Annotated in this window: 23 protein-coding genes; 11 read left to right on the plus strand and 12 right to left on the minus strand. The window is 59.5% G+C overall.

The genetic code is table 11. From position 1 onward, the window contains the following. Positions 1 to 16 precede the first annotated feature (16 nt). On the plus strand, positions 17 to 1,336 hold the full coding sequence (locus tag LGL98_RS13055; RefSeq protein WP_099441791.1) for an MFS transporter: 1,320 nt from the start codon (positions 17 to 19) through the stop codon (positions 1,334 to 1,336). A 45-nt stretch (positions 1,337 to 1,381) separates the two neighbouring features. Here LGL98_RS13055 and LGL98_RS13060 read toward each other — a convergent pair whose 3' ends face one another. Beyond that, the gene (locus LGL98_RS13060) at positions 1,382 to 2,176 is read right to left on the minus strand and encodes a PhzF family phenazine biosynthesis protein (RefSeq protein WP_136034140.1); all 795 of its coding nucleotides are present in this window, start codon (positions 2,174 to 2,176) and stop codon (positions 1,382 to 1,384) included. 201 nt (positions 2,177 to 2,377) lie between these two features. Between LGL98_RS13060 and LGL98_RS13065 the strand changes: the two genes are divergently transcribed. Then, the gene (locus LGL98_RS13065) at positions 2,378 to 3,577 is read left to right on the plus strand and encodes a sugar transporter (protein ID WP_136034138.1); all 1,200 of its coding nucleotides are present in this window, start codon (positions 2,378 to 2,380) and stop codon (positions 3,575 to 3,577) included. A gap of 68 nt (positions 3,578 to 3,645) precedes the next feature. On the opposite strand, the gene LGL98_RS13070 is transcribed toward LGL98_RS13065, so the two are convergent. Further along, positions 3,646 to 4,314 carry a MarC family NAAT transporter gene (locus LGL98_RS13070; protein ID WP_002904403.1) on the minus strand — a complete coding sequence of 223 codons (669 nt, stop codon included), beginning with the start codon at positions 4,312 to 4,314 and terminating at the stop codon, positions 3,646 to 3,648. A gap of 262 nt (positions 4,315 to 4,576) precedes the next feature. Here LGL98_RS13070 and marR point away from each other — a divergent pair, with 262 nt between their 5' ends. Genes marR through marB form a run of 3 tightly spaced genes read left to right on the plus strand, consistent with a single transcriptional unit; the run spans position 4,577 to position 5,665 of the window. Next, positions 4,577 to 5,011, plus strand: coding sequence for a multiple antibiotic resistance transcriptional regulator MarR (marR, locus tag LGL98_RS13075; protein WP_004143563.1), 435 nt, complete (start codon positions 4,577 to 4,579; stop codon positions 5,009 to 5,011). 20 nt (positions 5,012 to 5,031) lie between these two features. Beyond that, a complete protein-coding gene (marA, locus tag LGL98_RS13080; protein ID WP_002904397.1) occupies positions 5,032 to 5,406 on the plus strand; it encodes an MDR efflux pump AcrAB transcriptional activator MarA in 375 nt (124 codons plus the stop codon). 40 nt (positions 5,407 to 5,446) lie between these two features. Then, entirely contained in the window at positions 5,447 to 5,665 is a 219-nt protein-coding gene (gene marB / locus LGL98_RS13085; protein ID WP_002904394.1) for a multiple antibiotic resistance protein MarB, read from the plus strand. A 48-nt stretch (positions 5,666 to 5,713) separates the two neighbouring features. Here the strand turns inward: marB and eamA are convergent, their stop codons facing one another. Continuing rightward, on the minus strand, positions 5,714 to 6,613 hold the full coding sequence (gene eamA, locus LGL98_RS13090; protein WP_136034137.1) for an O-acetylserine/cysteine exporter: 900 nt from the start codon (positions 6,611 to 6,613) through the stop codon (positions 5,714 to 5,716). Between the two features lie 194 nt (positions 6,614 to 6,807). Between eamA and ydeE the strand changes: the two genes are divergently transcribed. Beyond that, a complete protein-coding gene (gene ydeE, locus LGL98_RS13095; protein ID WP_136034135.1) occupies positions 6,808 to 8,004 on the plus strand; it encodes an efflux MFS transporter YdeE in 1,197 nt (398 codons plus the stop codon). 129 nt (positions 8,005 to 8,133) lie between these two features. Next, positions 8,134 to 8,616 carry a helix-turn-helix domain-containing protein gene (locus LGL98_RS13100; protein WP_080924585.1) on the plus strand — a complete coding sequence of 161 codons (483 nt, stop codon included), beginning with the start codon at positions 8,134 to 8,136 and terminating at the stop codon, positions 8,614 to 8,616. 35 nt (positions 8,617 to 8,651) lie between these two features. Here the strand turns inward: LGL98_RS13100 and urtE are convergent, their stop codons facing one another. The 7 genes from urtE to LGL98_RS13135 form a co-directional block, all read right to left on the minus strand. After that, complete coding sequence (gene urtE / locus LGL98_RS13105; protein ID WP_136034133.1) at positions 8,652 to 9,350, minus strand: urea ABC transporter ATP-binding subunit UrtE; 699 nt, start codon at positions 9,348 to 9,350, stop codon at positions 8,652 to 8,654. 9 nt (positions 9,351 to 9,359) lie between these two features. Further along, entirely contained in the window at positions 9,360 to 10,157 is a 798-nt protein-coding gene (gene urtD / locus LGL98_RS13110; protein ID WP_136034131.1) for an urea ABC transporter ATP-binding protein UrtD, read from the minus strand. Further along, positions 10,157 to 11,230, minus strand: a complete 1,074-nt coding sequence (urtC, locus tag LGL98_RS13115; protein ID WP_136034129.1) for an urea ABC transporter permease subunit UrtC — start codon at positions 11,228 to 11,230, stop codon at positions 10,157 to 10,159. The genes urtD and urtC overlap by 1 nt, the downstream gene beginning before the upstream one ends. Further along, a complete protein-coding gene (gene urtB, locus LGL98_RS13120) occupies positions 11,230 to 12,804 on the minus strand; it encodes an urea ABC transporter permease subunit UrtB (RefSeq protein ID WP_136034127.1) in 1,575 nt (524 codons plus the stop codon). Before urtB ends, urtC begins: the two co-directional genes overlap by 1 nt. A gap of 61 nt (positions 12,805 to 12,865) precedes the next feature. Continuing rightward, entirely contained in the window at positions 12,866 to 14,137 is a 1,272-nt protein-coding gene (gene urtA, locus LGL98_RS13125) for an urea ABC transporter substrate-binding protein (RefSeq protein ID WP_136034125.1), read from the minus strand. Between the two features lie 171 nt (positions 14,138 to 14,308). Beyond that, complete coding sequence (locus LGL98_RS13130; protein WP_136034124.1) at positions 14,309 to 15,412, minus strand: cobalamin-independent methionine synthase II family protein; 1,104 nt, start codon at positions 15,410 to 15,412, stop codon at positions 14,309 to 14,311. A gap of 148 nt (positions 15,413 to 15,560) precedes the next feature. Next, positions 15,561 to 15,959: a rhodanese-like domain-containing protein gene (locus LGL98_RS13135; protein ID WP_136034122.1), complete on the minus strand. Its 399-nt coding sequence runs from the start codon at positions 15,957 to 15,959 to the stop codon at positions 15,561 to 15,563. A gap of 67 nt (positions 15,960 to 16,026) precedes the next feature. On the opposite strand from LGL98_RS13135, the gene ftrA reads away from it, so the two are divergent. Continuing rightward, a complete protein-coding gene (ftrA, locus tag LGL98_RS13140) occupies positions 16,027 to 17,124 on the plus strand; it encodes a transcriptional regulator FtrA (RefSeq protein WP_136034120.1) in 1,098 nt (365 codons plus the stop codon). Continuing rightward, entirely contained in the window at positions 17,093 to 17,308 is a 216-nt protein-coding gene (locus LGL98_RS13145) for a DUF4177 domain-containing protein (RefSeq protein WP_136034487.1), read from the plus strand. The genes ftrA and LGL98_RS13145 overlap by 32 nt, the downstream gene beginning before the upstream one ends. A gap of 52 nt (positions 17,309 to 17,360) precedes the next feature. On the opposite strand, the gene LGL98_RS13150 is transcribed toward LGL98_RS13145, so the two are convergent. Together LGL98_RS13150 and LGL98_RS13155 are read right to left on the minus strand one after the other, a co-directional pair. Then, a complete protein-coding gene (locus tag LGL98_RS13150) occupies positions 17,361 to 17,801 on the minus strand; it encodes a GNAT family N-acetyltransferase (RefSeq protein ID WP_136034118.1) in 441 nt (146 codons plus the stop codon). 252 nt (positions 17,802 to 18,053) lie between these two features. Then, on the minus strand, positions 18,054 to 19,118 hold the full coding sequence (locus LGL98_RS13155; protein ID WP_136034113.1) for a LacI family DNA-binding transcriptional regulator: 1,065 nt from the start codon (positions 19,116 to 19,118) through the stop codon (positions 18,054 to 18,056). Between the two features lie 198 nt (positions 19,119 to 19,316). On the opposite strand from LGL98_RS13155, the gene LGL98_RS13160 reads away from it, so the two are divergent. Together LGL98_RS13160 and LGL98_RS13165 are read left to right on the plus strand one after the other, a co-directional pair. Then, positions 19,317 to 22,424: a beta-galactosidase gene (locus tag LGL98_RS13160; protein WP_136034112.1), complete on the plus strand. Its 3,108-nt coding sequence runs from the start codon at positions 19,317 to 19,319 to the stop codon at positions 22,422 to 22,424. Positions 22,425 to 22,479: 55 nt separating this feature from the next. After that, positions 22,480 to 23,745, plus strand: coding sequence for an MFS transporter (locus LGL98_RS13165; protein ID WP_117044036.1), 1,266 nt, complete (start codon positions 22,480 to 22,482; stop codon positions 23,743 to 23,745). The last annotated feature ends 9 nt before the right edge of the window (positions 23,746 to 23,754 follow it).

Below are 23,754 nucleotides of genomic sequence, written 5' to 3' on the forward strand. Positions count from 1 at the left end.
ACTCAGAGCCGAATATATGAACACGACAGCTAACACTACTCGTATTCGCTGGTGGATAGCCGGATTAATGTGGTTGGCTATTGCCATTAACTATATCGACCGGACAGTATTATCTGCCGCAGCCCCACATCTAATAGATGAACTGAAACTCGACCCCGAAATGATGGGGTTTATCATGGCGGCTTTTTTTTGGTCATACTCGTTATTACAGATCCCCGCAGGATGGTTCGCCGATCGTTTTGGTCAGAAAAAAGGTCTTGGTTTAGCCGTCGCCTGGTGGTCAATTGCCACCTCAATGATGGGCGTTGCCACGGGTTTTAAATCACTTCTGGCATTGCGACTGGCTTTAGGTGTTGGCGAGGCCGCCGCCTACCCCAGCAACGCCGGGATCGCCGCACGCTGGTTTCCGGATAAAGAGCGCGCCACCGTATCCGGACTCTTCGATAGTGCGTCAAAATTTGGCGGGGCGATTGCCATGCCGCTTATCGTCTGGATGATCTACACCTTTGACTGGCGACTGACCTTTTTGATCATCGGCAGTGTGGGCATTTTATGGGTTATCGCCTGGTATTTTATCTATGCTGAAAACCCAGAAGAACACAAACGCATCAGTCCTTCAGAAGTGCGTATTATTCGCGATGGCCAAAAACAACATCACGGCGACAAAACCGTATTGCCAATGAAATGGTATAAGCTCTTGCGTTATCGTAACATTTGGGCAATGTGCATCGGTTTTTTTACCATCAATTATACGTCCTATTTTTTCATTACCTGGCTTCCCACTTACCTGGTAAAAGAGAAAGGTATGGATTTTATTAAAATGGGAATGGTAGCCGCTCTGCCTTTATTATGCGGGATGGTGATTGAGGTTTTTGCTGGCTGGGCCTCAGATCGTCTGGTACATAAGAAAATACTGTCTCTCACAGCGACCCGTAAACTGTTTTTGACTATCGGCTTGCTTATGGCACTTTGTATCGGCTTTGCACCATTTACCGACTCTGTGTTTATGACCGTCTTTCTCTTGTGTGTCGCCAAATCAGGCACGACGGTCGCCGCATCACAGGTTTGGGCCTTACCGGGTGATGTTGCCCCCAAAAATAGCGTCTCAATTGTCGCTGGGCTGCAAAATACGGTTTCGAATATGGGAGGCGCAGTCGGTCCTATCATTACGGGTGCGATCGTTGCTGCGACAGGCTCATTCAACTGGGCACTGATTTTCTCGGCCATTCTGGTCGTTATCGGGATAATCAACTACCTGTTCCTGATGGGTAAAATTGAACCTATCAATGACAAGGGTGAAAAATCACCCGTCCTTAATGCTGCTGAACAACATTAAGTCCAATCCGCCCGGTAGGGGATGCCACCGGGCGTAAACACATTGTTACCCTCGCAGGTAAATCGTTCCGCGCAGATAGGTGGTCGCCTGGCCGCCGATCAGCACCCGGTCGCCCTGCCACTGGCAGCGCAGGTCGCCGCCGCGGGTGGAACCCTGGCGCGCCATCATGGTGGTTTTCCCTAGTTTTTCGCCCCACCAGGGGATCAGCATGCTATGGGCGGAACCGGTGACCGGATCTTCCGGCACCCCTTCCCCCGGGCAGAAGAAGCGGCTGACAAAGTCATACTCCTCATCCGCCGCGCTGACGCAGATCATTTTGCCCAGCGTTCGCAGCCGCGCCATATCCGGTTGCACCGCTTCAACCTGCTGGCGATCCGCCAGCACCACCAGATAATCGCGCCCTTCCCGCACTTCAACGGCGGCCTCGAGTCCCAGCCCGGCCAGCAAATCTGCCGGTGGGTTATCCACCGGGGTTGTCGACCACGCCGGAAAATCGAGCGTCAGCCAGTCGCCGTTCCGGGTGACCCGCAGTTCACCAACAAAGCGGGTGCTAAAGAGAATCGTCGCCGAAGGATGGTCGAGATATTCGAAAATAACGTGCGCTGCGGCGAGGGTCGCGTGGCCGCAGAGGTTGATCTCGGCGAGTGTGGTAAACCAGCGTAGCTCATAACCCTCGTCGGTACGGACAAAGAAAGCCGTTTCGGACTGGTTATGCTGTTGGGCCATTTTCAGCAGCACATCGTCGGCTAACCACTCGCTGAGGGGGCATACGGCAGCGGCATTGCCACCGAAGTTTTTATCGCTGAAAGCATCGACCAGATAAAATTGAATTTCCTGCATACACTGTCCTTACTTTTTTTACTTTCCTTCAACATGACATAAAAGCGTCTTCCTGACACTATCCATAGCAAAATTAATTGCTTAACCGCAGCCAGCCCCTTGCGATGAAATGAGACTCAGATCACAAAATGATTGTCTTTTCGCCAGCAATCGTTTTAAGATCAGCGTCACATCTTCCCCTGAATCACCAGTCCAGAGCTTATGACTACGAATACGGTCTCACGCAAGGTAGCGTGGCTACGTGTCGTGACGTTGGCCATTGCCGCGTTTATTTTTAACACTACAGAATTTGCCCCTGTCGGGCTGCTGTCGGATATTGCCGACAGCTTCGGCATGGAAACCGCGCAGGTGGGCATGATGCTGACCATCTACGCATGGGTGGTGGCGCTGATGTCGCTGCCGTTTATGCTGCTAACCAGCAAAGTGGAGCGCCGGCGCCTGCTTATCGGCCTGTTTATTCTGTTTATCGCCAGCCACGTCCTGTCGTTTTTTGCCTGGAGTTTTGACGTGCTGGTGATCAGCCGCATTGGCATCGCTTTTGCGCATGCGGTGTTCTGGTCGATAACCTCGGCGCTGGCTATCCGCATGGCGCCGCCGGGTAAACGGGCGCAGGCGCTGAGCCTGATCGCCACCGGTACCGCGCTGGCGATGGTATTTGGTATTCCGATTGGCCGCATTATCGGCCAGTACTTTGGCTGGCGAATGACTTTCCTGGCGATCGGCCTCGGCGCGTTAGCCACCCTGGCCTGTCTGGTGAAACTGCTGCCGACCCTGCCGAGCGAACATTCTGGCTCGCTGAAAAGCCTGCCGGTGCTGTTCCGCCGCCCGGCGCTGGTCAGCGTATATATTCTGACCGTGGTGGTGGTGACCGCCCATTATACCGCCTACAGCTATATCGAGCCCTTTGTCCAGACCGTGGCAGGCCTGAGCGGCAACTTTGCCACCGTGCTGCTGCTGATCCTTGGCGGGGCCGGTATTATCGGCAGTATTCTGTTCGGCAAGCTCGGTAACCAGCATGCGTCAGGGCTGATAAGCCTGGCAATCGGCCTGCTGCTGGCCTGCCTGCTGCTGCTTCTGCCGGCCTCGCATAACCCGCACCACCTGATGCTGCTTAGCATCTTCTGGGGGGTGGCAATCATGATTATTGGCCTCGGTATGCAGGTGAAAGTGCTGGCCTCCGCGCCGGATGCCACCGACGTCGCCATGTCCCTGTTCTCGGGCATCTTTAATATCGGCATTGGCGCCGGGGCGCTGGTCGGCAGCCAGGTGAGTCTGCATCTGTCGATGGCCTCTGTCGGCTATGTCGGCGCCATTCCGGCACTGGTGGCGCTGGTCTGGTCGCTGATGATTTTCCGCCGCTGGCCGGTATCGCTGGAAGACCATCAGCCGCACCACTCCTGAATCCGTCGCACAAAAAAGCCCGCCGGTATCGCGCCGGCGGGCTTTGTCTCTCTGCGCATCGCGGGCGGTCAGGGATGCCAGGTCGAAATGATCTCCAGCACACCGTTAATAATAAACTGCACGCCCATGCAGACCAGCAGGAAGCCCATCAGTCGGGAAATCGCTTCGATCCCACCCTTGCCAACCAGACGCATAATCGCGCCGGAACTGCGCAGACAAGCCCACAGAATCACCCCTAACAGTAAAAAGATGATCGGCGGTGCCGCCAGCACCACCCACTCCGGGAAGTCCACGCCGTGTTTAACGGTCGAGGCGGAGCTAATAATCATCGCGATGGTACCCGGGCCGGCGGTACTGGGCATTGCCAGCGGCACAAAGGCGATATTGGCGGTCGGTTCATCCTGCAATTCTTCCGATTTGATCTTCGCTTCCATCGAATCGTGGGCTTTTTGCTGGGGGAACAGCATGCGGAAACCGATAAAGGCCACAATCAATCCCCCGGCGATACGCAGCCCAGGTATTGATATGCCGAATGTATTCATCACCACCTGACCGGCATACCACGACACCATCAGAATGGCGAAGACATACACCGATGCCATTAACGCCTGCTTGTTACGCTCGGCGTTGTTCATATTGCCCGCCAGGCCGAGGAACAGCGCCACGGTTGTAAGTGGGTTAGCCAGCGGCAAAAGCACCGCCAGGCCGAGCCCTATTGCTTTAAACAAATCGAACATAGTTAATTAAAGTCCCATTTAAATTCATTTTTTCAGGATGATTTCGTTCCGTGAGTATACCGGCTTCGTTGGATTCGACACCAGCTCGGGTGATAAACCATTTCCGCTAAAAATTAACAAGCGTTAGAAAAACCGCAAACAGTGACCCACGTCAGATATTTTTCTTTTAGCAAATCGTGGCATCGGCGAATTCATAATGTTGACTTATGATTGCCTGGGCAATAGTATCACCTGCAACTAATTACTTGCCTGGGCAACCATCATGAAAAGTACCAGCGACCTGTTTAATGAAATGATCCCGCTGGGTCGCTTGATCCAGATGGTTAACCAGAAAAAAGATCGCCTGCTCAACGACTACCTCTCACCTATGGATATTACCGCGACCCAGTTTCGCGTGCTCTGCTCCATTCGTTGCGAAGTATGTATTACCCCCGTTGAGCTGAAAACCGTGCTTTCCGTCGACCCGGGCGCGATGACGCGTATGCTTGACCGCCTGGCGTGCAAAGGCTGGATTGAACGGTTACCCAACCCCGCTGACAAGCGCGGCGTGCTGGTGCAGTTGACGCCGGACGGTGCAGCCCTTTGCGAGCAGTGTCATCAGGTTGTGGGTCAGAAGTTACACCAGGAGTTAACGAAAAATCTGTCGGCGGACGAAGTCGCCATGCTTGAGCAACTGCTCAAGAAGGTCCTGCCGTAAAAATAAGAAGAGGTAAGATGATGTCCAGACGTAATAATGACGCCATCACTATCCATAGTATTTTGTCGTGGATCGAGGATAACCTGGAATCGCCCCTGTCGCTGGAAAAAGTGTCTGAGCGCTCAGGTTACTCCAAGTGGCACCTGCAACGTATGTTTAAGAAAGAGACCGGCCATTCTCTCGGCCAGTACATCCGCAGCCGCAAGCTGACGGAGATTGCGCAAAAGCTCAAGCAGAGCAATGAGCCAATCCTGTACCTGGCGGAGCGCTACGGTTTCGAGTCGCAGCAGACCCTGACGCGAACGTTCAAGAACTATTTCGATGTTCCGCCCCACAAGTATCGCATAACGAATGTACCTGGCGAGTCCCGCTATCTACATCCGCTAAATAACTGATGTTAATCGCCTGCACTATAAAAGACGTATTGAGGAAATCATGAAACTATTCGCTGCCGCAGCTATCGTACTCCTGTCGCTGGCCTCCAGCCTCAGCTATGCGGAGCAAAACACCACGCCGGTGCGTCAAAACCAGCGTGATACAATGATTATCCCTTCCGAACATAATGATTCGCCATTTGATTTCAATCATATGGCGGCTGGTAATGATAAATCTGACGAACTTGGCGTGCCGTACTACCAGCAGCACGACCTGTGATGCCATTACACGCATAATTGTGTATAGCCCCGTCTCCGGGGCTTTTTTTTATCCGCGGGCCATACCCGGCCGCACCAGACGTAAGCCGAAGACGTTAATGTAGAGCCCGGCCATAATCAGCACCGCCCCGGTGAGCTGCAGTCCGCTGAGCGTCTCCCCCAACAGCAGTGCGGCGCTGGCCATTCCCACCACCGGCACCAGCAGCGACAGCGGCGCCACCCGCCAGGTTTCATAGCGCCCCAGCAGCGATCCCCAGATGCCATAGCCGACGATAGTGGCGATAAACGCCAGATAGAGCAGCGACAGTATCGTCAGCAGATCGATGTGTTGCAGACTCGCCAGCATGGTCTGCGGGCCATCAATCAACCATGAGGCCAGCATAAACGGCAGCACCGGGATCAACGCGCTCCACACTACCAGCGACATAATGGGCGGCCGGGCGGTATGCGACATGATTTTCTTGTTGAAGATATTACCGCAGGCCCAGCTGAGCGCCGCCGCCAGGGTCAGCATAAAGCCCACCAGCGGCACGTGCTCCCCGCCAAGGCTGCCCTCCACCAGCACCAGCACGCCAAAGATCGCCAGGGCGATCCCCGCCAGCTGCTTGCCCTGCAGCCGTTCGCCAAAGACGAAGGCGCCGAGGATGATGGTGAAGAAGGCTTGCGCCTGCAGCACCAGCGAAGCCAGACCGGCCGGCATCCCCAGGCCGATAGCGCAGAACAGAAAGGCAAACTGACCAAAGCTAATGGTCAGGCCATAGCCCAGCAGCAGACGCAGCGGAATGGCCGGGCGGGACACAAACAGCAGCGCCGGGAAGGCCACCAGCATAAAGCGCAACCCCGCCAGCATCAGCGGCGGCATATTGTGCAATCCCAGCTTAATCACCACAAAGTTAAGCCCCCACACCACCACTACCAGCAGCGCCAGCAGTCCATCTTTCCTCGTCATACCCTGCCTCTGTCGTTATTGGAATTTTTGTGAACAAAATCAAAGTAGCGAAAAAGCGGCCGCCGGGATAGATCATTATTTTTGGCAGGCCCGGAAGTGCGCCCGGCGGCCGGGGCGACCTGTACAAGGCGTAATGGCCGTGTTATTTGTGATCGAAGACATAAAATGATAACAACATGACAGGCAAGGAAATCATGATCACCACTCTCCGGCGCTCCACCATTGCGCTGCTGGCATCGTCGTTGCTATTAACTATTGGCCGCGGCGCCACACTGCCGTTTATGACTATCTACCTCACCCGACGCTTTCAGCTGGAGGTGGATGTGATTGGCTACGCCCTGTCGTTGGCGCTGGTGGTCGGCGTGTTGTTCAGCATGGGCTTTGGCATCCTCGCGGACAAGTTCGACAAAAAGCGCTATATGGTATGGTCAGTGCTGGTGTTCATTCTCGGCTTCAGCGCAATACCCCTGGTCAATAACGCCCCCCTGGTGGTGATCTTCTTTGCGCTGATCAACTGCGCCTACTCGGTGTTTTCCACCGTGCTAAAAGCCTGGTTTGCCGACCGGCTGACGGCAGAGAAAAAAGCGCGCATCTTCTCGCTGAACTACACCATCCTCAATATCGGCTGGACCGTCGGGCCGCCCATCGGCACCCTGCTGGTGATGCACAGCATCAATTTGCCGTTCTGGCTGGCGGCCGCCTGCGCCGCTTTTCCTCTGGTGTTTATTCAGCTGTTTCTCCAGCGGGATGGTGCCGCCGCGGTCCAGCAGGGCGCCGTGCCCTGGTCACCGTCGGTGTTGCTGCGCGACCGGGCGCTGCTGTGGTTTACCTGTTCCGGGTTGTTGGCCTCCTTCGTCGGCGGCGCCTTCGCCTCCTGCCTCTCGCAATATGTGCTGGTGGTCGCCAGCAGCGACTTCGCCGAGAAAGTGGTGGCCGTGGTGCTGCCGGTCAACGCCGCGGTGGTGGTCGCTCTGCAGTACGCGGTTGGCCGACGGCTGAGCGCGAGAAATATCCGCCCGCTGATGACCTTCGGCACCGTCTGCTTTGTGATCGGCCTTGTGGGCTTTATGTTCTCTGGCGCCAGCCTGTGGGCGTGGGGGATCTCGGCGGCGATCTTCACCCTCGGGGAAGTGATTTATGCCCCCGGGGAGTATATGCTGATTGACCATATTGCCCCGCCGGGGATGAAGGCCAGCTACTTCTCCGCCCAGTCGCTGGGGTGGCTGGGGGCGGCATTCAACCCGATGCTGACGGGGTTGATCCTCACTCATCTGCCGCACTGGTCGCTTTTTGCCATTCTTATCGTGGCGATTGTCGCCGCCTGGCTGATGATTTTCCGCGGGATCAATGCCCGCCCCTGGCAACCGGATTCTCCGATGGCCAACGCCTGACGCCAGCTGGCATGCGGCTGTCGGGTTGATGTCGGGCCGTTGTCGGGTCGCTGTCGTGGTGGCTGGCGGCCCGGTTCACCATACTCCATCACAGGTTTACATCCGCAGAACGTTATGGAGCATACGAATATGAACAGCACCAATCAGGTCAAACAATTACGGCTGCAGCGCGCCTGGTCCCAGGAGCAGCTGGCCGAAATGGCGGGTCTCAGCGTCCGCACCATCCAGCGTATTGAGAATGGCGAACGCCCGGGGCTGGAGACCCTCAGCGCCCTCGCCGCGGTCTTTGAGGTGACGGTGGCCGAGATCGGCGGCGAATCCAGGCGGGAAGACGCGCCGGGCCCGGAAGCCTCGCTCGATCTGCGCATCGAGGAAGCCAAAGCGCGGGTGCATCAGGAGAGCCGCTTTTTCCGTTCGTTGTCGGTAGCGCTGGTGGTCTGCGTGCTGCTGGCGGTGCTCAACCACTTCACAAACCCGCAGTACGCCTGGTCCGGCTGGGTGGCCCTGATCTGGGGCGCCCTGCTGGTGGTGAGAGGATTACGCCTGTTCGTGTTCGGGGAATGGATCAAAAACTGGCGCCAGGCGCGCCTGCAGCGGCTGCTGCGCAAATAGCCTGCAAACCGGCGGCGCGACCGCCGCCGGCCTGGTCAGATGGTCACCATAGCGCGCACGCCGTCGCGCTCCATATCACCACCCTTGCCCTGCTGGACGATGGCGCCGCGCGACATCACCAGGTAGTGGTCCGCCAGCCCGGCGGCAAAGTCATAGAACTGTTCCACCAGCAGGATCGCCATATCTCCGCGGCTCGCCAGCTGGCGGATCACCTCGCCAATCTCTTTGATGACCGAGGGCTGGATCCCCTCGGTGGGTTCATCAAGGATCAGCAGCTGCGGACGGCTGGCCAGCGCGCGGCCGATCGCCAGCTGCTGCTGTTGACCGCCGGACAAGTCACCGCCCCGCCGCTGCTTCATGGTCCTGAGCACCGGAAAAAGCTGGTAGATCTCCTCCGGCACCTGCTGCGCTTCGCGAGCGGAAAAGCGCGACAGCCCCATCAGCAGGTTTTCTTCCACCGTCAGGCGCGGAAAAATCTCGCGTCCCTGCGGGACGTAGGCGACCCCGGCCTGCACCCGCTGGTGCGGTTTGCGATGGGTAATGTTCTGATCCTGCCAGCGCACTTCACCGCTGCGCGCCGGGATCAGCCCCATCAGACATTTCAGCAGCGTGGTCTTACCGACGCCATTGCGCCCCAGCAGGCAGGTGACTTCGCCCTGGCGGGCGGAAAAATCCACCCCGCGTAAAATATGGCTGCCGCCGTAGTATTGATGTAACTGACTCACCTGTAACATTGGCGCTCCTTAACGTCCCAGATAGACTTCAATGACCTGCTCATTGGCCTGCACCTCGCGCAGCGATCCCTCCGCCAGCACCTGGCCCTGATGCAGGACCGTCACCCGGTCGGCGATGGTCTCGACAAATCCCATGTCGTGCTCCACCACCATCAGGGAGTGCTGTCCGGCCAGGGTACGAAATAGCTCCGCCGTATACTCCGTTTCCGCATCGGTCATGCCGGCCGCCGGCTCGTCAAGCAGCAGCAGATGCGGCTCCTGCACCAGCAGCATGCCGATCTCAAGAAACTGTTTCTGACCATGGGACAGCAGACCGGCCTGGCGGTAGCGCTCGCCGTCAAGACGCAACAGGCGCAGCACCTCATTCAGCCGATCGTCCTGTTCGCTGCTCAGCCGGGCGCGCAGGCTGGCCCACACCGATTTATCCCCCTTCATCGCCAGGGCGAGATTTTCCGCCACCGTCAGCGCTTCGAAGACCGTCGGCTTCTGAAACTTGCGCCCGATGCCGTGACGCGCGATGGCCACCGGGTCGAGTGTGGTCAGATCCACCGACTGGTCATAGAGCGCTTTGCCGCTTTGTGGCCGGGTCTTGCCGGTGATCACGTCCATCAGGGTGGTCTTGCCCGCCCCGTTGGGGCCGATCACACAGCGCAGTTCGCCGACGCCTATCGCCAGCGACAGATCCGTCAGCGCCCGGAAACCGTCAAAGCTGACATTGATGTTCTCCAGCTGCAGCACCGGATCGGTTTGTTCGCGAAAGCGATCGCCGGGTAGCTGGCGGGTAAACAGTCCTTCATCCGGTTGCATTAGCGGTCTCCTCGACGCAGCAGACCCATCACCCCACGGGGTAAAAACAGGGTCACGATAATGAAGATGAGGCCCAGAAACAGCTGCCAGTACTCTGGCATCGCCACGGTGAAAATGCTTTTCGCGCCGTTGACCAGCCCGGCGCCAAGCACCGGGCCGATCAGGGTGCCGCGGCCGCCAAGCGCCACCCAGATGGCGGCCTCGATGGAGTTGGTCGGCGACATTTCGCTGGGGTTGATGATCCCCACCTGCGGGACATATAACGCCCCCGCCAGACCGCAGAGCACCGCCGACAGCGTCCATACCAGCAGCTTGAAGCCGCGCGGGTCGTACCCGCAGAACATCAGCCGGTTTTCGGCGTCACGTACCGCGGTGAGGATCCGGCCAAACTTACTCTGCGCCAGCGCCGCGCCCAGCCACAGGGTCAGCAACAGCAGCAGGACGGTCGCCATAAACAGAGCGGCGCGGGTGGCGGTGGCGGTGACCGGAAAGCCCAGGAGCGTGGTAAAACCGGTGAAGCCGTTATTGCCGCCAAACCCGGTCTCATTGCGAAAGAACAGCAGCATACCGGCATAGGTCAGGGCCTGGGTCATGATCGAGAAATAGACCCCTTTGATCTTCGAGCGAAAGGCAAACCAGCCGAAAACCAGGGCCAGCAGACCGGGAACCAGCACCACCAGCGCCATCGCCCAGGCGAAATGCTGCGTGCCCCACCAGAACCAGGGCAGCTCGCTCCAGGAGAGAAAAGACATAAACGCCGGCAGACCATCGCCCGCCGCCTGGCGCATCAGGTACATCCCCATGGCGTACCCGCCGAGGGCAAAGAAAATCCCATGCCCCAGCGACAGCATGCCCGCATAGCCCCAGACCAGATCCAGCGCCACCGCCACGATGGCGTAGCAGAGGATTTTGCCGCTCAGCGTCAGCAGCCAGCTCGGCACCGCCAGCGGATGCGAGGCCGGCAGCAGCGCCAGGAATGGCATACACAGCAGCCCCAGCACCAGCAGGATCCCCAGCCAGCGCAGAGGCCGCGGCGCGCGCTGCGCCAGCGTTAAGGTGATTGGTTGGCTCATCAGTCAATAACCCTCCCTTTCAGCGCGAACAGACCCTGTGGGCGTTTCTGAATAAACAGAATAATCATCACCAGGATCAGGATTTTGCCCAGCACCGCGCCCATTTGGGGTTCGAGAATTTTGTTGAATATGCCCAGCCCAAAGGCCGCCGCCACGCTGCCGGCCAGCTGGCCGACGCCGCCGAGCACCACCACCAGAAACGAGTCAATGATGTAGCCCTGACCCAGCTCCGGCCCGACGTTGCCAAGCTGCGACAGCGCCACGCCGCCCAGCCCGGCAATACCGGAGCCGAGGCCAAAAGCCAGCATATCCACCCGCCCGGTTGGCACGCCGCAGCAGGCGGCCATCGCCCGGTTCTGCGTCACGGCGCGGACGTTCATCCCCAGACGGGTGCGGTTCAGGATGAGCCAGGTAAAACACAGCACCAGCAGGACGAACGCCAGCACCGCCAGCCGGTTCCATGGCAGGATCAGGTTCGGGAGAACCTGCACGCCGCCGGAGAGCCAGGCGGGATTCGCCACCTCGACGTTCTGTGCGCCAAACAGCATCCGCACCAGCTGGATAAGCATCAGGCTGATCCCCCAGGTGGCGAGCAGCGTTTCCAGCGGTCGACCATACAGATGGCGAATAATGGTGCGCTCCAGCGCCATACCGATCCCGGCGGTCACCAGAAACGCCACCGGCAGCGCGATCAGCGGATAAAAGGACAGCCACTGCGGCGCGAGCTGCGCCAGCGCCTGCTGGACCAGCCAGCAGCTGTAGGCGCCGATCATTAACATCTCGCCGTGGGCCATGTTAATCACCCCCAGCAGGCCGTAGGTGATCGCCAGCCCCAGCGCCGCCAGCAGCAGCACCGAGCCCAGCGACAGCCCCATAAAGGCCTGGCCCAGCAGATCGCCGAGCAGCAGACGATGTTTGATCTTCTGCAAGCTGTCGCTGGCCGCCTCGCGCACCGTCGCATCCGGCTCATGCTGGGCATCGGTAAAGGGGATCAGCAGCGCCTGGGTCTCCGGATCCGCCGAATGACCGAGCAGCGTCACGGCGGCCAGCCGCGCGCTGGCCTCAGGCTGAGTGAGCTGCAGGCGCGCCAGCGCCACCTCCAGCAGGCCCCGCACATTATCATCGGTTTCCGCCTGCAGCCGCTGTTGCAGCAGCGCGGCCATGGCCGGGGTCGCTTCCCGCTGTAGCGTACGCGCGGCGGAAGTTCGCTCTGTGACGTTGTCACTTAAAATAAGGTGGCTGGCCAACGCGCCGGCAGCCAGATTACGCAGCCGGTTGGTCAGACGGACCGGCCGGGTTTCGCCCTGCGGCGCGGCGGCAGCGCCCAATGGCTGTAATCCGCCCTGCCGGGTACGGAAAGCATGTTTTCCGTCATCCATCACCAGGCTTTCGGTGGTTAACGCCCGCAGCAATGGCAGGCGATTCGCCTGCGGCGCTGCCGCCCACTGGATCAACAGCTGCGCCTGCTGGCTGCGGCTGGCGGCAACGAAGTCGTCCGCCTCCGCGGCCTGCGCCCGCCATGGCAGCAAGGTCAGCAGTAGCGCCAACACACTCATGAGACGCAATGCGTTCATGTCGTTCTCCTCTGGTCAGCGGCCGACGGTCCCTATGCTTCAGCCCCGCCGGCCCTGGCGCTTACTGGCTGACGGTTTTCACCGGATGGTCAGGTTTCTTATCATTACCAGGGATCCACGGGCTCCACGGCTGCGCGCGGACGGGTTTATCGGTCTGCCAGACCACGTTGAACTGACCGTTACCTTCAATTTCACCGATCATCACCGGCTTATGCAGATGATGGTTAGTCGCGTCCATGGTCAGGGTAAAGCCGGACGGCGCGTTGAAGGTCTGCCCGGCCATCGCCTCGCGCACTTTGTCGACATCGGTGGTGCCCGCTTTGGTCACCGCCTGCGCCCACATATGCAGACCCACCCAGGTCGCCTCCATCGGATCGTTGGTCACCACCGTATCGGCATTCGGCAGCTTGTGCGCTTTGGCATACGCGCGATAGTCGGCGACGAAGGCTTGGTTGGTCGGATTATCGACAGACTCAAAGTAGTTCCATGCCGCGAGGTTGCCGACCAGCGGTTTGGTATCGATGCCGCGCAGCTCCTCTTCCCCCACCGAGAAGGCCACCACCGGCACATCGGTCGCTTTCAGACCCTGGTTAGCCAGCTCTTTGTAGAACGGTACGTTGGAATCGCCATTAATGGTGGAGACCACTGCCGTTTTGCCACCGGCGGCGAATTTTTTGATATTGGCGACGATGGTCTGGTAATCGCTGTAGCCGAACGGGGTGTAGACCTCCTCGATATCTTTGTCCTGGATCCCTTTGGCATGCAGGAAGGCGCGGAGGATCTTATTGGTGGTGCGCGGATAGACGTAGTCCGTCCCCAACAGGAAGAAACGTTTAGCGCCGCCGCCGTCCTCACTCAGCAGGTATTCCACCGCCGGGATAGCCTGCTGGTTAGGCGCCGCGCCGGTATAGAAGACGTTGGGGGACATCTCTTCCCCTTCGTATTGCACCGGGTAGAACAGCAGACCGTTCAGCTCCTCAAACACCGGAAGGACCGATTTACGCGAGACCGAGGTCCAGCAGCCAAACACCACCGCCACTTTATCCTGGGCCAGCAGCTGGCGCGCCTTCTCGGCAAACAGCGGCCAGTTGGAGGCCGGGTCGACCACCACCGGCTCCAGCTTTTTGCCCAGCACCCCGCCTTTGGCGTTGATGTCGTCGATGGCCATCAACGCGACGTCCTTCAGCGGCGTTTCGGAAATCGCCATCGTCCCGGAGAGCGAATGCATGATCCCGACTTTGATGGTGTCGGCGGCATAGGCCTGGAATGAGAGACCCATAGCCATCACAGAGGCGGAGAGTGCAAAAGCTTTTAATAACGTTCTACGTTGCATGATTCACTCCTGAGTAGCGCAAAAAATAAAGAATTAACAGCTAACCAGAGGTGATAAGGCAAAAACGGTGCCAGGTTGTGAAAACCGCAGGATGCGGAACAGGAGGGCGATGGAGGCGAAGAAGATGGCAGCGTTGCTTCATTACGGTGCAACGCTGCGCTAAGAAAGCAATTACCAGATGTCGGCGGCGATGGCGGTCACCAGACGGACTTTTTGCCACTGCTGGTCTTCGCTGAGGGCATTGCCCTCTTCGGTGGAGGCGAAACCGCACTGCGGGCTCAGGCAGATCTGCTCGAGCGGCACGTACTGCGCGGCCTCGACGAGACGCGCTTTCACCCCCTGCGGGTTCTCCAGCTCACCGTTTTTGGTGGTGATCAGCCCAAGGACCACCTGCTGATGGCCGGGACGAATAAAGCGCAGCGGCGCGAAATCCCCGGAGCGGTCGTTGTCGTACTCCAGGAAGAAGGCATCGACATTGACGCCGCCAAACAGCACCTCGGCAACCGGCTCGTAACCACCTTCCGAGATCCAGGTTGAACGGAAGTTACCCCGGCAGACGTGCAGGCCCACCGTCAGATCGGCCGGCTTACCCTCCAGCGCCTGGTTCAGCACCCGGGCATAAATACGCGCCAGCGCATCCGGATCCTCGCCGCGCTCACGTACCTGCTGGCGCTGGGCATCGGAGCACAGATAGGCCCACACGGTATCGTCCAGCTGCAGATAGCGGCAGCCAGCGTCATAAAACGCGCGGATGGCGTCGCGCCAGGTAGTGGCCAGATCGTCAAAGTAGTCGCTAAGATCCGGGTAAACAGTGGCATCAATATCTTTCCGCCCGCCGCGGAAGTGCAGCACGCTCGGGCTGGGAATGGTCATCTTCGGCTGCGCGTCGCCGCTGATGCTTTTCAGATAGCGGAAGTCCTCCAGCATCGGGTGGTCGCCAAACGCCAGCTTGCCGGTGACGCGAACGCCGTGCGCTTTGGTCTGTACGCCGTTGAACTGGATCCCCTGCTCGGCATCGTAACGCTCAACGCCCTGCAGGCCATCGAAGAAATCGAAATGCCACCATGCGCGACGAAACTCACCGTCGGTGACCACGTGCAGGCCGCAGTCGCATTGCTGCTGGACCAGATGACGAATGGCGTTATTCTCAATCTCACGTAACTGACCGGCGTCGATAATCCCCTCAGCCAACTGCTGACGCGCCTGTTTAATGCTGTCCGGGCGCAAAAAACTGCCGACGATGTCTGCGCGGAACGGGGCCTGTTGACGTTGCATGCTGTCTCCTTAGCGGTGGGCGTGTTAGTTGCCCACCGTGATAGTTCATTATTTGAATTTTTAGACTTCTGGATGGCTATATGTCCAGATACTGGCATGCAGACTGGCGGGTCGCAAACGAGAATATTTCATGGTACATGAAAAATTTTCATTCACCGGAAGCAAACGCATAGCCCTCATCTTCCCAGCCGGTGAGTCCGCCGAGCATCATTTTCACCGGCCGCCCCAGCTCGGCCAGCTTCAGCGCGGCAACGTCGGCGCCGTTGCAGTGCGGCCCGGCGCAGTAGACCACAAAGAGGGTATCCGCCGGCCAGGCCGCCATTCGCTTGGCGGTGATCTGGCTGTGCGGGAGATGCTGCGCACCGGGCAGGTGACGTCTGGCGAAAGCTTCCTCGCTGCCGACCACGTGCAGCAGGACAAAGTCGACCTCGCCGACACGCTGGGCGCTGTGCACATCGGCGCAGTCGGTCTCCAGATGCAGCTTGTGGCGGAACCAGCGAATAGCCTCAGCGGAAGTGGCGGGGGTAAATTGGGTTACTACACTCATGGCGTCTTCTCCTTGTCTGTGATAACACTACTTTACTGACGCCCATCACCCTTATCTGCCGGCTACCATGACAGAAAACGTTAACATTCTGACAACCCCTTCTGTGACACCGTCACGTCATCAGGTGGTCGCCCTCGCCTACGATGGCCTGTGCACCTTTGAGTTTGGCGTAGCGGTGGAGATCTTCGGCCTGTCGCGCCCGGAAATGGGCGACAACTGGTACCAGTTCGCTGTCGCCGCCGTCGATGAAGGCCCTCTGCGAGCCACCGGCGGCATCCGCCTGATGACCGATGGCGGCCCAGAACTTCTCGCCCAGGCAGATACGATTGTAGTCCCCGGCTGGCGCGGCATCGACGCCCCGGTCCCCGAGGCGCTGTGCGCCGCGCTGGCCGCCGCCCACGCCCGCGGATGCCGGATTATTTCCATCTGTTCCGGGGTGTTCGTTCTCGCCGCCGCCGGGCTGCTCAATGGCCGCCAGGCGACCACCCACTGGCGCTACACCGCTGCGCTGCAGTCGCGTTTTCCGCAGATCCAGGTGGTGGAAGATGTGCTTTACGTGGGCGATGCTTTGCTGATGACTTCCGCCGGCAGCGCGGCGGGAATTGACCTTTGTCTGTACCTGGTGCGCGAAGATTTCGGCAGCGAAGCGGCCAACGTCGTCGCCCGCCGCCTGGTGGTCTCTCCCCATCGCGACGGCGGTCAGGCGCAGCAGGTCCTGCGCCCGGTAGCCCGCAGCCGGGAGAGCCTGCGCCTCGGTCAGTTGTTTGACTATCTGCACCAGCATCTTGCCGCCAGCCATACCGTCGCTTCCCTCGCGCAGCGCGCCGGCATGGGGACGCGCACCTTTTTGCGCCGCTTTGAGGAGGCCACCGGTAAAACGCCCGCCCGCTGGCTGCTGGAGGAACGACTGCTGCGCGCCCGCCAGCATCTGACAGAGAGCACGATGGGCGTCGATCAGATCGCTGAGCGCTGCGGGTTTGCCAGCGCCGGCACCCTGCGCCACCATTTTCGCCAGCACTTCGCGCTCAGCCCGCTGCAGTACCGTAAACAGTTTACGCCTTCTCCGATTGCAAAATCGTCGCGGCCACGGACAATAGACGGCCACGGTAAACCGGTCGCCAGGAGGGTCGATGATGAAGAAAGAGTGTCGGGTAGTGATCTATAAAGAGGGGCTGCTGGGCAGCCTGTTTTTTGGCGAAGCCAAGGCTGACCCTGACAAGATGAGCCAGTTTCTCAGCAGCTATACCCGTGAGGAATGGGAAGTGAAAACCATGTCGGTGGAGCGCCGCCGTACCGCCCTGTTCTGGTCGCGGGAAGCGTATCTGTTCGTACTCGAACGCCCCCTCTGACAGCCTGCGCCTGGTTTACACGTTTAAGCCAGGCGTTCCTGAGCGTCAGCTTTCAGAGCTGGCGGATATAGCCCTGCTCCTGCATTTTCTGCATGCTTTCCTCGCTGGCGCAGACCATCCCGGTAGTCAACATGGCAAAGCCAAAGCGCTGATAGAATGGGATTTTATCGGCCACCGCATAGATAAAAATTTTGCCAAAGGGTAGCAGCTGCTCCCGGATGGCCAGCATCAGCTGTTGCCCGTAACCCTGCCCCTGACGATCGGGGACGATCGCCACATCCGCCAGATAGCTGCTCCAGGTGCAGTCGCTGATGGCTCGCGCCACGGCAATCAACTGCCCGTTGTCATAGCCAAACCAGCAGAAGGTGCTCTGGCGGAACGCCTGCTCTAGTTGCTGAACATCGCGCTCATTCAACCCGGCCTCGGCGATAATGGTTCGCACCCGCTGCCAGTCCACCCGCGCGATCGCCTCTTTACCCGCTATCACCATCATAACCTTGCCTTCCGTCGTCTCCCGAAAGCAAGATCTAGCATGCCGCGGCAGGATATGCCAGACGGAAAGCCGGGCTGAAGCAGTCGGTACAGGGTGGAAGCGGCAAAAAAAACCGCCATATGACTGGCGGTAAATCAATGCTTGCATGGATAGATTGTGTTTTGCATTTTTCGCAGAGAGATAATCCTGACCTCTCTACGTTTAGTGACGACGTTAACATGGTCAACCTCAATAAAGCCTCAACGGCCAGCGCTAAAGCCTCTCCACCAGCGCTTTCAGATGCGCGAGGGTCTCCTGCCGGTCCTCCGCAGCGGCGACAGGCCAGGCGGACTGGCGCACAATGAGCCGGGTCGGCAACAGCTCGCGGATCCGCAGCTGCGGGGCCGCCATCAGGGCAATCAGCCGCTCCACCGCTCGCTTGCCCAGCAGATCGAAGTCCTGTGCCACGGTGGTGAGCGGCGGCTGGAAGTAGAGACTATCGGCGGTATCATCGTATCCAGTCACCGATACCGCCTGGCTGCCGCTGCGATGGAGCTGGGCCAGCGCGCTGAGCACGCCGAGCGCCATCTGATCGTTCGCCACCACTATGGCGCTGATCCGCGGCTGCAGGTGCAGCAGTTCAAAGGTTTTCTGCCAGCCGCTGGCGGCGCTCCAGTCGCCAAACACCGTGGTAGAGCGGGCAATATTCAGACTGTGCAGCGCCTCGCGCCAGCTGGCGAGACGCAGACGGGCGGAAACCGAACTTTCCGGGCCCGCCAGCAGGCCAAATTCGCGATGCCCCAGCTCCCACAGGTGGCGCACGCAGGCCCCACAGCCGTCACGGTGGTCGAAACGCACGCAGCAAACATCGGCCTCCGGAGAGACATCAAGAAACAGGCAGGCCATATCCGGGTTCTCTTGCACCAGCCGCTCGGCGGTGGCGCTCTCCAGTGGCAGACTGACGATCACCCCGCGAATATGCTGGGCGCGCAGCTCATCCAGCCGCGCCTGCAGCGCGGCAAAATCGGCCTGCGCCGGCATCGCTATCGCCACTTCCAACTGATGCAGGCTGGCATGGCTCTTTATCGCGGCGGCGATCTGCGAGGGGGCATGCAGCGTCAGCGAGGCGGTAATCAGCCCGATGGAGGGCGCCGCTTTGCCGGCGAGCAGCTGCGCCGAGCGGTTAGGCACATAGTGCAGCGTCTGCATCGCGCGGATCACCTGCTCGCGGGTGCGAGCTGACACCACCTCAGGACGGTTCAGCACTCTGGATACCGTCTGTTGGGACACGCCCGCCGCGCGGGCGACGTCCTCCAGGGTTGCGGTACGACGCGGCATATTTTCTCCTCAGTAATAACAATGTCGTGCGCTAACATTTTATGTTTAATATGCGACAAAAAAACAGCGCTTTGCCCCCGCTTTCGTGATCGTCTGTTAATTTCAATTTCCCCGTGATTGCTGGATAAACCAAATTACCCGATAACGTTAATCATCCTGTTTAGCGAATGACATTTTTCTGATTTATTGGGTATTCACATGCAAATCCACAATACCGAGCACCGCCAGGCCCCCGACTTTCACGCCGTCCTCGCCCGTGAGGACTGGCAGAACCAGACCATTACCCACCTTAACCGCCTGCCCGCGCATCCCGCTTTCGCCAGCTGGCGCGATGAGCTTGCCGCCCGCGATAACCTGCCTTCATCCCACCGCCGTCAACTGGATGGCGAGTGGCAGTTTGCTTACGCCCGCAGCCCGTTTGCCGTCGATGCTCAGTGGCTGACGCAGGATCTGCCGGGCAGTCGCGGCACGCCGGTGCCTTCCAACTGGCAAATGGAGGGCTATGACGCGCCGATCTACACCAACGTCCGCTATCCTATCGATACCACGCCACCGCGGGTGCCGGAGGATAACCCGACCGGCTGCTACTCGCTGCACTTTAAGGTTGAGGATACATGGCGCGAGAACGGGCAAACGCAGATTATTTTCGATGGCGTCAACTCGGCGTTTCATCTGTGGTGCAATGGCGTGTGGGTCGGCTATTCGCAGGACAGTCGCCTGCCGGCGGCGTTCGATCTTAGCCCCTTCCTGCGCCCGGGCGACAACCGCCTGTGCGTAATGGTCATGCGCTGGAGCGCCGGCAGCTGGCTGGAAGACCAGGATATGTGGCGGATGAGCGGCATTTTCCGCTCGGTGTGGCTGCTGAATAAGCCGCAGCAACGGCTATGCGACGTGCAGTTGACGCCAGCCCTTGACGCCCTCTACCGCGACGGCACTGTGCAGGTCCAGGCGACCGTCGAAGCAACAGAGTCGGCGCTTGCCGGGCTCAGCGTCAGGGTTAGCCTGTGGCGCGGCGAGGAGCAGATCGCCGCCGGGCGGCAGCCGTTAGGCACTCCGACGGTGGATGAGCGCGGTCACTACGCGGAACGGGTCGATTTCTCCCTGGCGGTGGCGACGCCAGCGCACTGGAGCGCGGAAACCCCGAACTGTTATCGCGCCGTGGTCACCCTGTGGCGCGGCAACGAACTGCTGGAGGCCGAAGCGTGGGACATCGGTTTTCGCCGCATCGAGATTGTCGATGGCCTGCTGCGTCTTAATGGCAAACCGCTGCTGATCCGCGGTGTTAACCGCCATGAGCATCATCATTTGCGCGGTCAGGTGGTCACCGAGGCGGATATGGTGCAGGACATTCTGTTGATGAAGCAGAACAACTTTAACGCCGTGCGCTGCTCGCACTACCCCAACGCCCCGCGCTGGTATGAACTCTGCAACCGCTACGGTCTGTACGTGGTCGATGAAGCCAATATTGAAACCCACGGCATGGTGCCGATGAATCGGCTGTCCGACGATCCGGCGTGGCTGCCAGCCTTCAGCGCCCGCGTCACCCGGATGGTACAGAGCAACCGCAACCATCCGTGCATTATCATCTGGTCGCTGGGCAATGAATCCGGCGGCGGCGGCAACCACGAAGCGCTGTACCATTGGCTGAAACGCAACGACCCGAGCCGTCCGGTGCAGTACGAGGGCGGCGGCGCAGATACCACCGCCACCGATATTATCTGTCCGATGTACGCCCGCGTCGAACGCGACCAGCCGATCCCGGCGGTACCCAAATGGGGCATCAAAAAATGGATCAGCCTGCCCGGTGAGCAGCGGCCGCTGATCCTTTGCGAGTACGCCCATGCGATGGGCAACAGCCTCGGCAACTTCGCCGATTACTGGCAGGCCTTCCGCGAGTATCCTCGGTTGCAGGGCGGTTTTATCTGGGACTGGGCCGACCAGGCGATCCGCAAAATCTTTGACGACGGCAGCGTCGGCTGGGCCTACGGCGGTGATTTTGGCGATAAGCCTAACGACCGCCAGTTCTGTATGAATGGACTGGTGTTCCCCGATCGCACACCGCATCCGTCACTGGTAGAGGCGAAGCACGCCCAGCAGTATTTTCAGTTCACGCTGCTGTCGACCTCACCGCTGCGGGTGCGCATTACCAGCGAATACCTGTTCCGCCCAACCGATAACGAAGTGCTGCGCTGGCAGGTGCAGTCGGCCGGTGAAACCTTACACCACGGCAACCTGACCCTGGCGCTGCCCCCTGAGGGCAGCGACGAGATAACGCTGCTCGACAGCCTGAGCCTGCCGGAAGGCGCCCGCGCGGTGTGGCTGACGCTGGAGGTGGCCCAGCCGCGGGCGACCGCCTGGTCAGAAGCGGAGCACCGCGTGGCCTGGCAACAGTTTCTCCTGCCCGCTCCGCTGGCGCTGCCGGCGCCCACGGTGTCTGCCGGCGCTCCGGATCTTATCGTCAGCGATGAAGCCTGGCAGATCCGTGCCGGTTCGCAATGCTGGACCATCGACCGCCGGACGGGTCTGCTGAGCCGCTGGTCAGTTGGCGGTCAGGAGCAGCTGTTAACCCCGCTGCGTGACCAGTTTATTCGCGCGCCGCTCGACAACGACATCGGGGTCAGCGAAGTGGAGCGCATCGACCCCAACGCCTGGGTGGAGCGCTGGAAAAGCGCCGGTCTGTACGATCTTGAGGCGCACTGCGTCCAGTGCGATGCGCAGCGCCTGGCAAATGAAACCCTCGTCGACTGCCGCTGGCACTATCTGCGCGGCGAAGAAGTAGTGATTGTCAGCCACTGGCGCATGCGCTTCACCGCGGACGGTACGCTGCAGCTGGCGGTGGACGGCGAACGGGCGGAAACCCTGCCGCCGCTGCCGCGGATCGGGCTGCACTTCCAGGTGGTGGATCAGCAGGCGCCGGTAAGCTGGCTGGGGCTGGGGCCGCATGAGAACTATCCCGACCGGCGGAGCAGCGCCTGCTTCGCCCGCTGGGAGCAGCCGCTGGCGGCGATGACCACCCCCTACATCTTCCCGACGGAAAACGGCCTGCGCTGTGATACCCAGGCGCTGGACTGGGGACGCTGGCATGTTAGCGGTCATTTCCACTTCTCCGTTCAGCCATGGAGCACCCGTCAGCTGATGGAGACCGACCACTGGCACAAGATGCAGGCCGAAGACGGCGTGTGGATCACCCTCGACGGCCTGCATATGGGGGTGGGAGGCGATGACTCCTGGACCCCAAGCGTGCTGCCGCAGTGGCTGTTGACCCAAACACGCTGGCAGTACGAGGTCTCATTGCGTTGCCTTTAAATCCGTGGGGGCGACAGCCCCCACCCTACAAACAGAATAACAAGGGATCATGGTGATGAAATTCTCAGAACTGGCGCCTCGAGAACGGCATAATTTTGTCTATTTCCTGCTGTTCTTTTTCTTTTACTATTTCATTATGTCGGCCTACTTCCCGTTTTTTCCGGTGTGGCTGGCGGACGTTAACCATTTAACTAAAACGGAAACCGGGATCGTTTTCTCGTCTATCTCGTTATTCGCCATTATTTTTCAGCCGGTGTTTGGCCTGATGTCGGATAAGCTCGGCCTGCGCAAACATCTGCTGTGGACCATTACGGTGCTGTTAATTCTGTTCGCTCCGTTCTTTATTTTCGTTTTCTCCCCACTGCTGCAGATGAATATTATCGCTGGTTCGCTGGTAGGCGGGATCTACCTGGGGATTGTTTTCTCCAGCGGCTCCGGGGCGGTGGAAGCCTATATCGAACGCGTCAGCCGGGCCAACCGCTTTGAATATGGCAAAGTGCGGGTTGCCGGCTGCGTCGGCTGGGCGCTATGCGCCTCGATAACCGGCGTACTGTTCGGCATCGATCCCAATATCACCTTCTGGATCGCCTCCGGCTTTGCGCTGGTACTCGGTCTGCTGCTCTGGCTGTCGCGGCCGGAAAGCAGCAACAGCGCCCAGGTTATCGAGGCGCTGGGCGCCAACCACCAGGCCTTTTCGCTGCGCACGGCGGCAGAGCTGCTGCGTATGCCGCGCTTCTGGGGCTTTATCGTCTATGTGGTGGGTGTCGCCAGCGTCTACGATGTGTTTGACCAGCAGTTCGCGAACTTTTTCAAAAGCTTTTTCGCCAGCCCGCAGCGCGGTACCGAAGTGTTTGGCTTTGTTACCACCGGCGGCGAGCTGCTCAACGCGCTAATTATGTTCTGTGCCCCGGCCATCGTGAACCGCATCGGCGCCAAAAACGCCCTGCTGACCGCGGGGATGATCATGTCGGTGCGTATTCTCGGGTCGTCCTTCGCCTCATCGGCAGTGGAGGTGGTGATCCTCAAGATGCTGCATATGTTTGAGATCCCCTTCCTGCTGGTGGGAACCTTTAAATATATCTCTTCCGCCTTTAACCCGCGCCTCTCGGCCACCTTGTTCCTGATCGGTTTTAATCTGTCAAAACAGCTGTCCGGGGTGGTGCTTTCCGCCTGGGTGGGCCGGATGTACGACACCGTCGGCTTCCATCAGGCCTATCTGATCCTCGGGTGTATCACCCTGAGCTTCACTCTGCTCTCGTTCGTCACCCTACGCGGTGGCAACCGTCTGCTGCCGACTGCAGAGACGCAGAGCCCCGCCTGACTCCAGCGC

It is taken from the genome of Klebsiella africana, assembly GCF_020526085.1.
GTDB classification, from domain to species: domain Bacteria; phylum Pseudomonadota; class Gammaproteobacteria; order Enterobacterales; family Enterobacteriaceae; genus Klebsiella; species Klebsiella africana.

Coding starts and splice junctions, on each gene's coding strand:
- LGL98_RS13055 (WP_099441791.1), top strand. CDS start 17: ATGAACACGACAGCTAACACTACTCGTATTCGCTGGTGGATAGCCGGA.
- LGL98_RS13060 (WP_136034140.1), bottom strand. CDS start 2,176: ATGCAGGAAATTCAATTTTATCTGGTCGATGCTTTCAGCGATAAAAAC.
- LGL98_RS13065 (WP_136034138.1), top strand. CDS start 2,378: ATGACTACGAATACGGTCTCACGCAAGGTAGCGTGGCTACGTGTCGTG.
- LGL98_RS13070 (WP_002904403.1), bottom strand. CDS start 4,314: ATGTTCGATTTGTTTAAAGCAATAGGGCTCGGCCTGGCGGTGCTTTTG.
- marR (WP_004143563.1), top strand. CDS start 4,577: ATGAAAAGTACCAGCGACCTGTTTAATGAAATGATCCCGCTGGGTCGC.
- marA (WP_002904397.1), top strand. CDS start 5,032: ATGTCCAGACGTAATAATGACGCCATCACTATCCATAGTATTTTGTCG.
- marB (WP_002904394.1), top strand. CDS start 5,447: ATGAAACTATTCGCTGCCGCAGCTATCGTACTCCTGTCGCTGGCCTCC.
- eamA (WP_136034137.1), bottom strand. CDS start 6,613: ATGACGAGGAAAGATGGACTGCTGGCGCTGCTGGTAGTGGTGGTGTGG.
- ydeE (WP_136034135.1), top strand. CDS start 6,808: ATGATCACCACTCTCCGGCGCTCCACCATTGCGCTGCTGGCATCGTCG.
- LGL98_RS13100 (WP_080924585.1), top strand. CDS start 8,134: ATGAACAGCACCAATCAGGTCAAACAATTACGGCTGCAGCGCGCCTGG.
- urtE (WP_136034133.1), bottom strand. CDS start 9,350: ATGTTACAGGTGAGTCAGTTACATCAATACTACGGCGGCAGCCATATT.
- urtD (WP_136034131.1), bottom strand. CDS start 10,157: ATGCAACCGGATGAAGGACTGTTTACCCGCCAGCTACCCGGCGATCGC.
- urtC (WP_136034129.1), bottom strand. CDS start 11,230: ATGAGCCAACCAATCACCTTAACGCTGGCGCAGCGCGCGCCGCGGCCT.
- urtB (WP_136034127.1), bottom strand. CDS start 12,804: ATGAACGCATTGCGTCTCATGAGTGTGTTGGCGCTACTGCTGACCTTG.
- urtA (WP_136034125.1), bottom strand. CDS start 14,137: ATGCAACGTAGAACGTTATTAAAAGCTTTTGCACTCTCCGCCTCTGTG.
- LGL98_RS13130 (WP_136034124.1), bottom strand. CDS start 15,412: ATGCAACGTCAACAGGCCCCGTTCCGCGCAGACATCGTCGGCAGTTTT.
- LGL98_RS13135 (WP_136034122.1), bottom strand. CDS start 15,959: ATGAGTGTAGTAACCCAATTTACCCCCGCCACTTCCGCTGAGGCTATT.
- ftrA (WP_136034120.1), top strand. CDS start 16,027: ATGACAGAAAACGTTAACATTCTGACAACCCCTTCTGTGACACCGTCA.
- LGL98_RS13145 (WP_136034487.1), top strand. CDS start 17,093: ATGAAGAAAGAGTGTCGGGTAGTGATCTATAAAGAGGGGCTGCTGGGC.
- LGL98_RS13150 (WP_136034118.1), bottom strand. CDS start 17,801: ATGATGGTGATAGCGGGTAAAGAGGCGATCGCGCGGGTGGACTGGCAG.
- LGL98_RS13155 (WP_136034113.1), bottom strand. CDS start 19,118: ATGCCGCGTCGTACCGCAACCCTGGAGGACGTCGCCCGCGCGGCGGGC.
- LGL98_RS13160 (WP_136034112.1), top strand. CDS start 19,317: ATGCAAATCCACAATACCGAGCACCGCCAGGCCCCCGACTTTCACGCC.
- LGL98_RS13165 (WP_117044036.1), top strand. CDS start 22,480: ATGAAATTCTCAGAACTGGCGCCTCGAGAACGGCATAATTTTGTCTAT.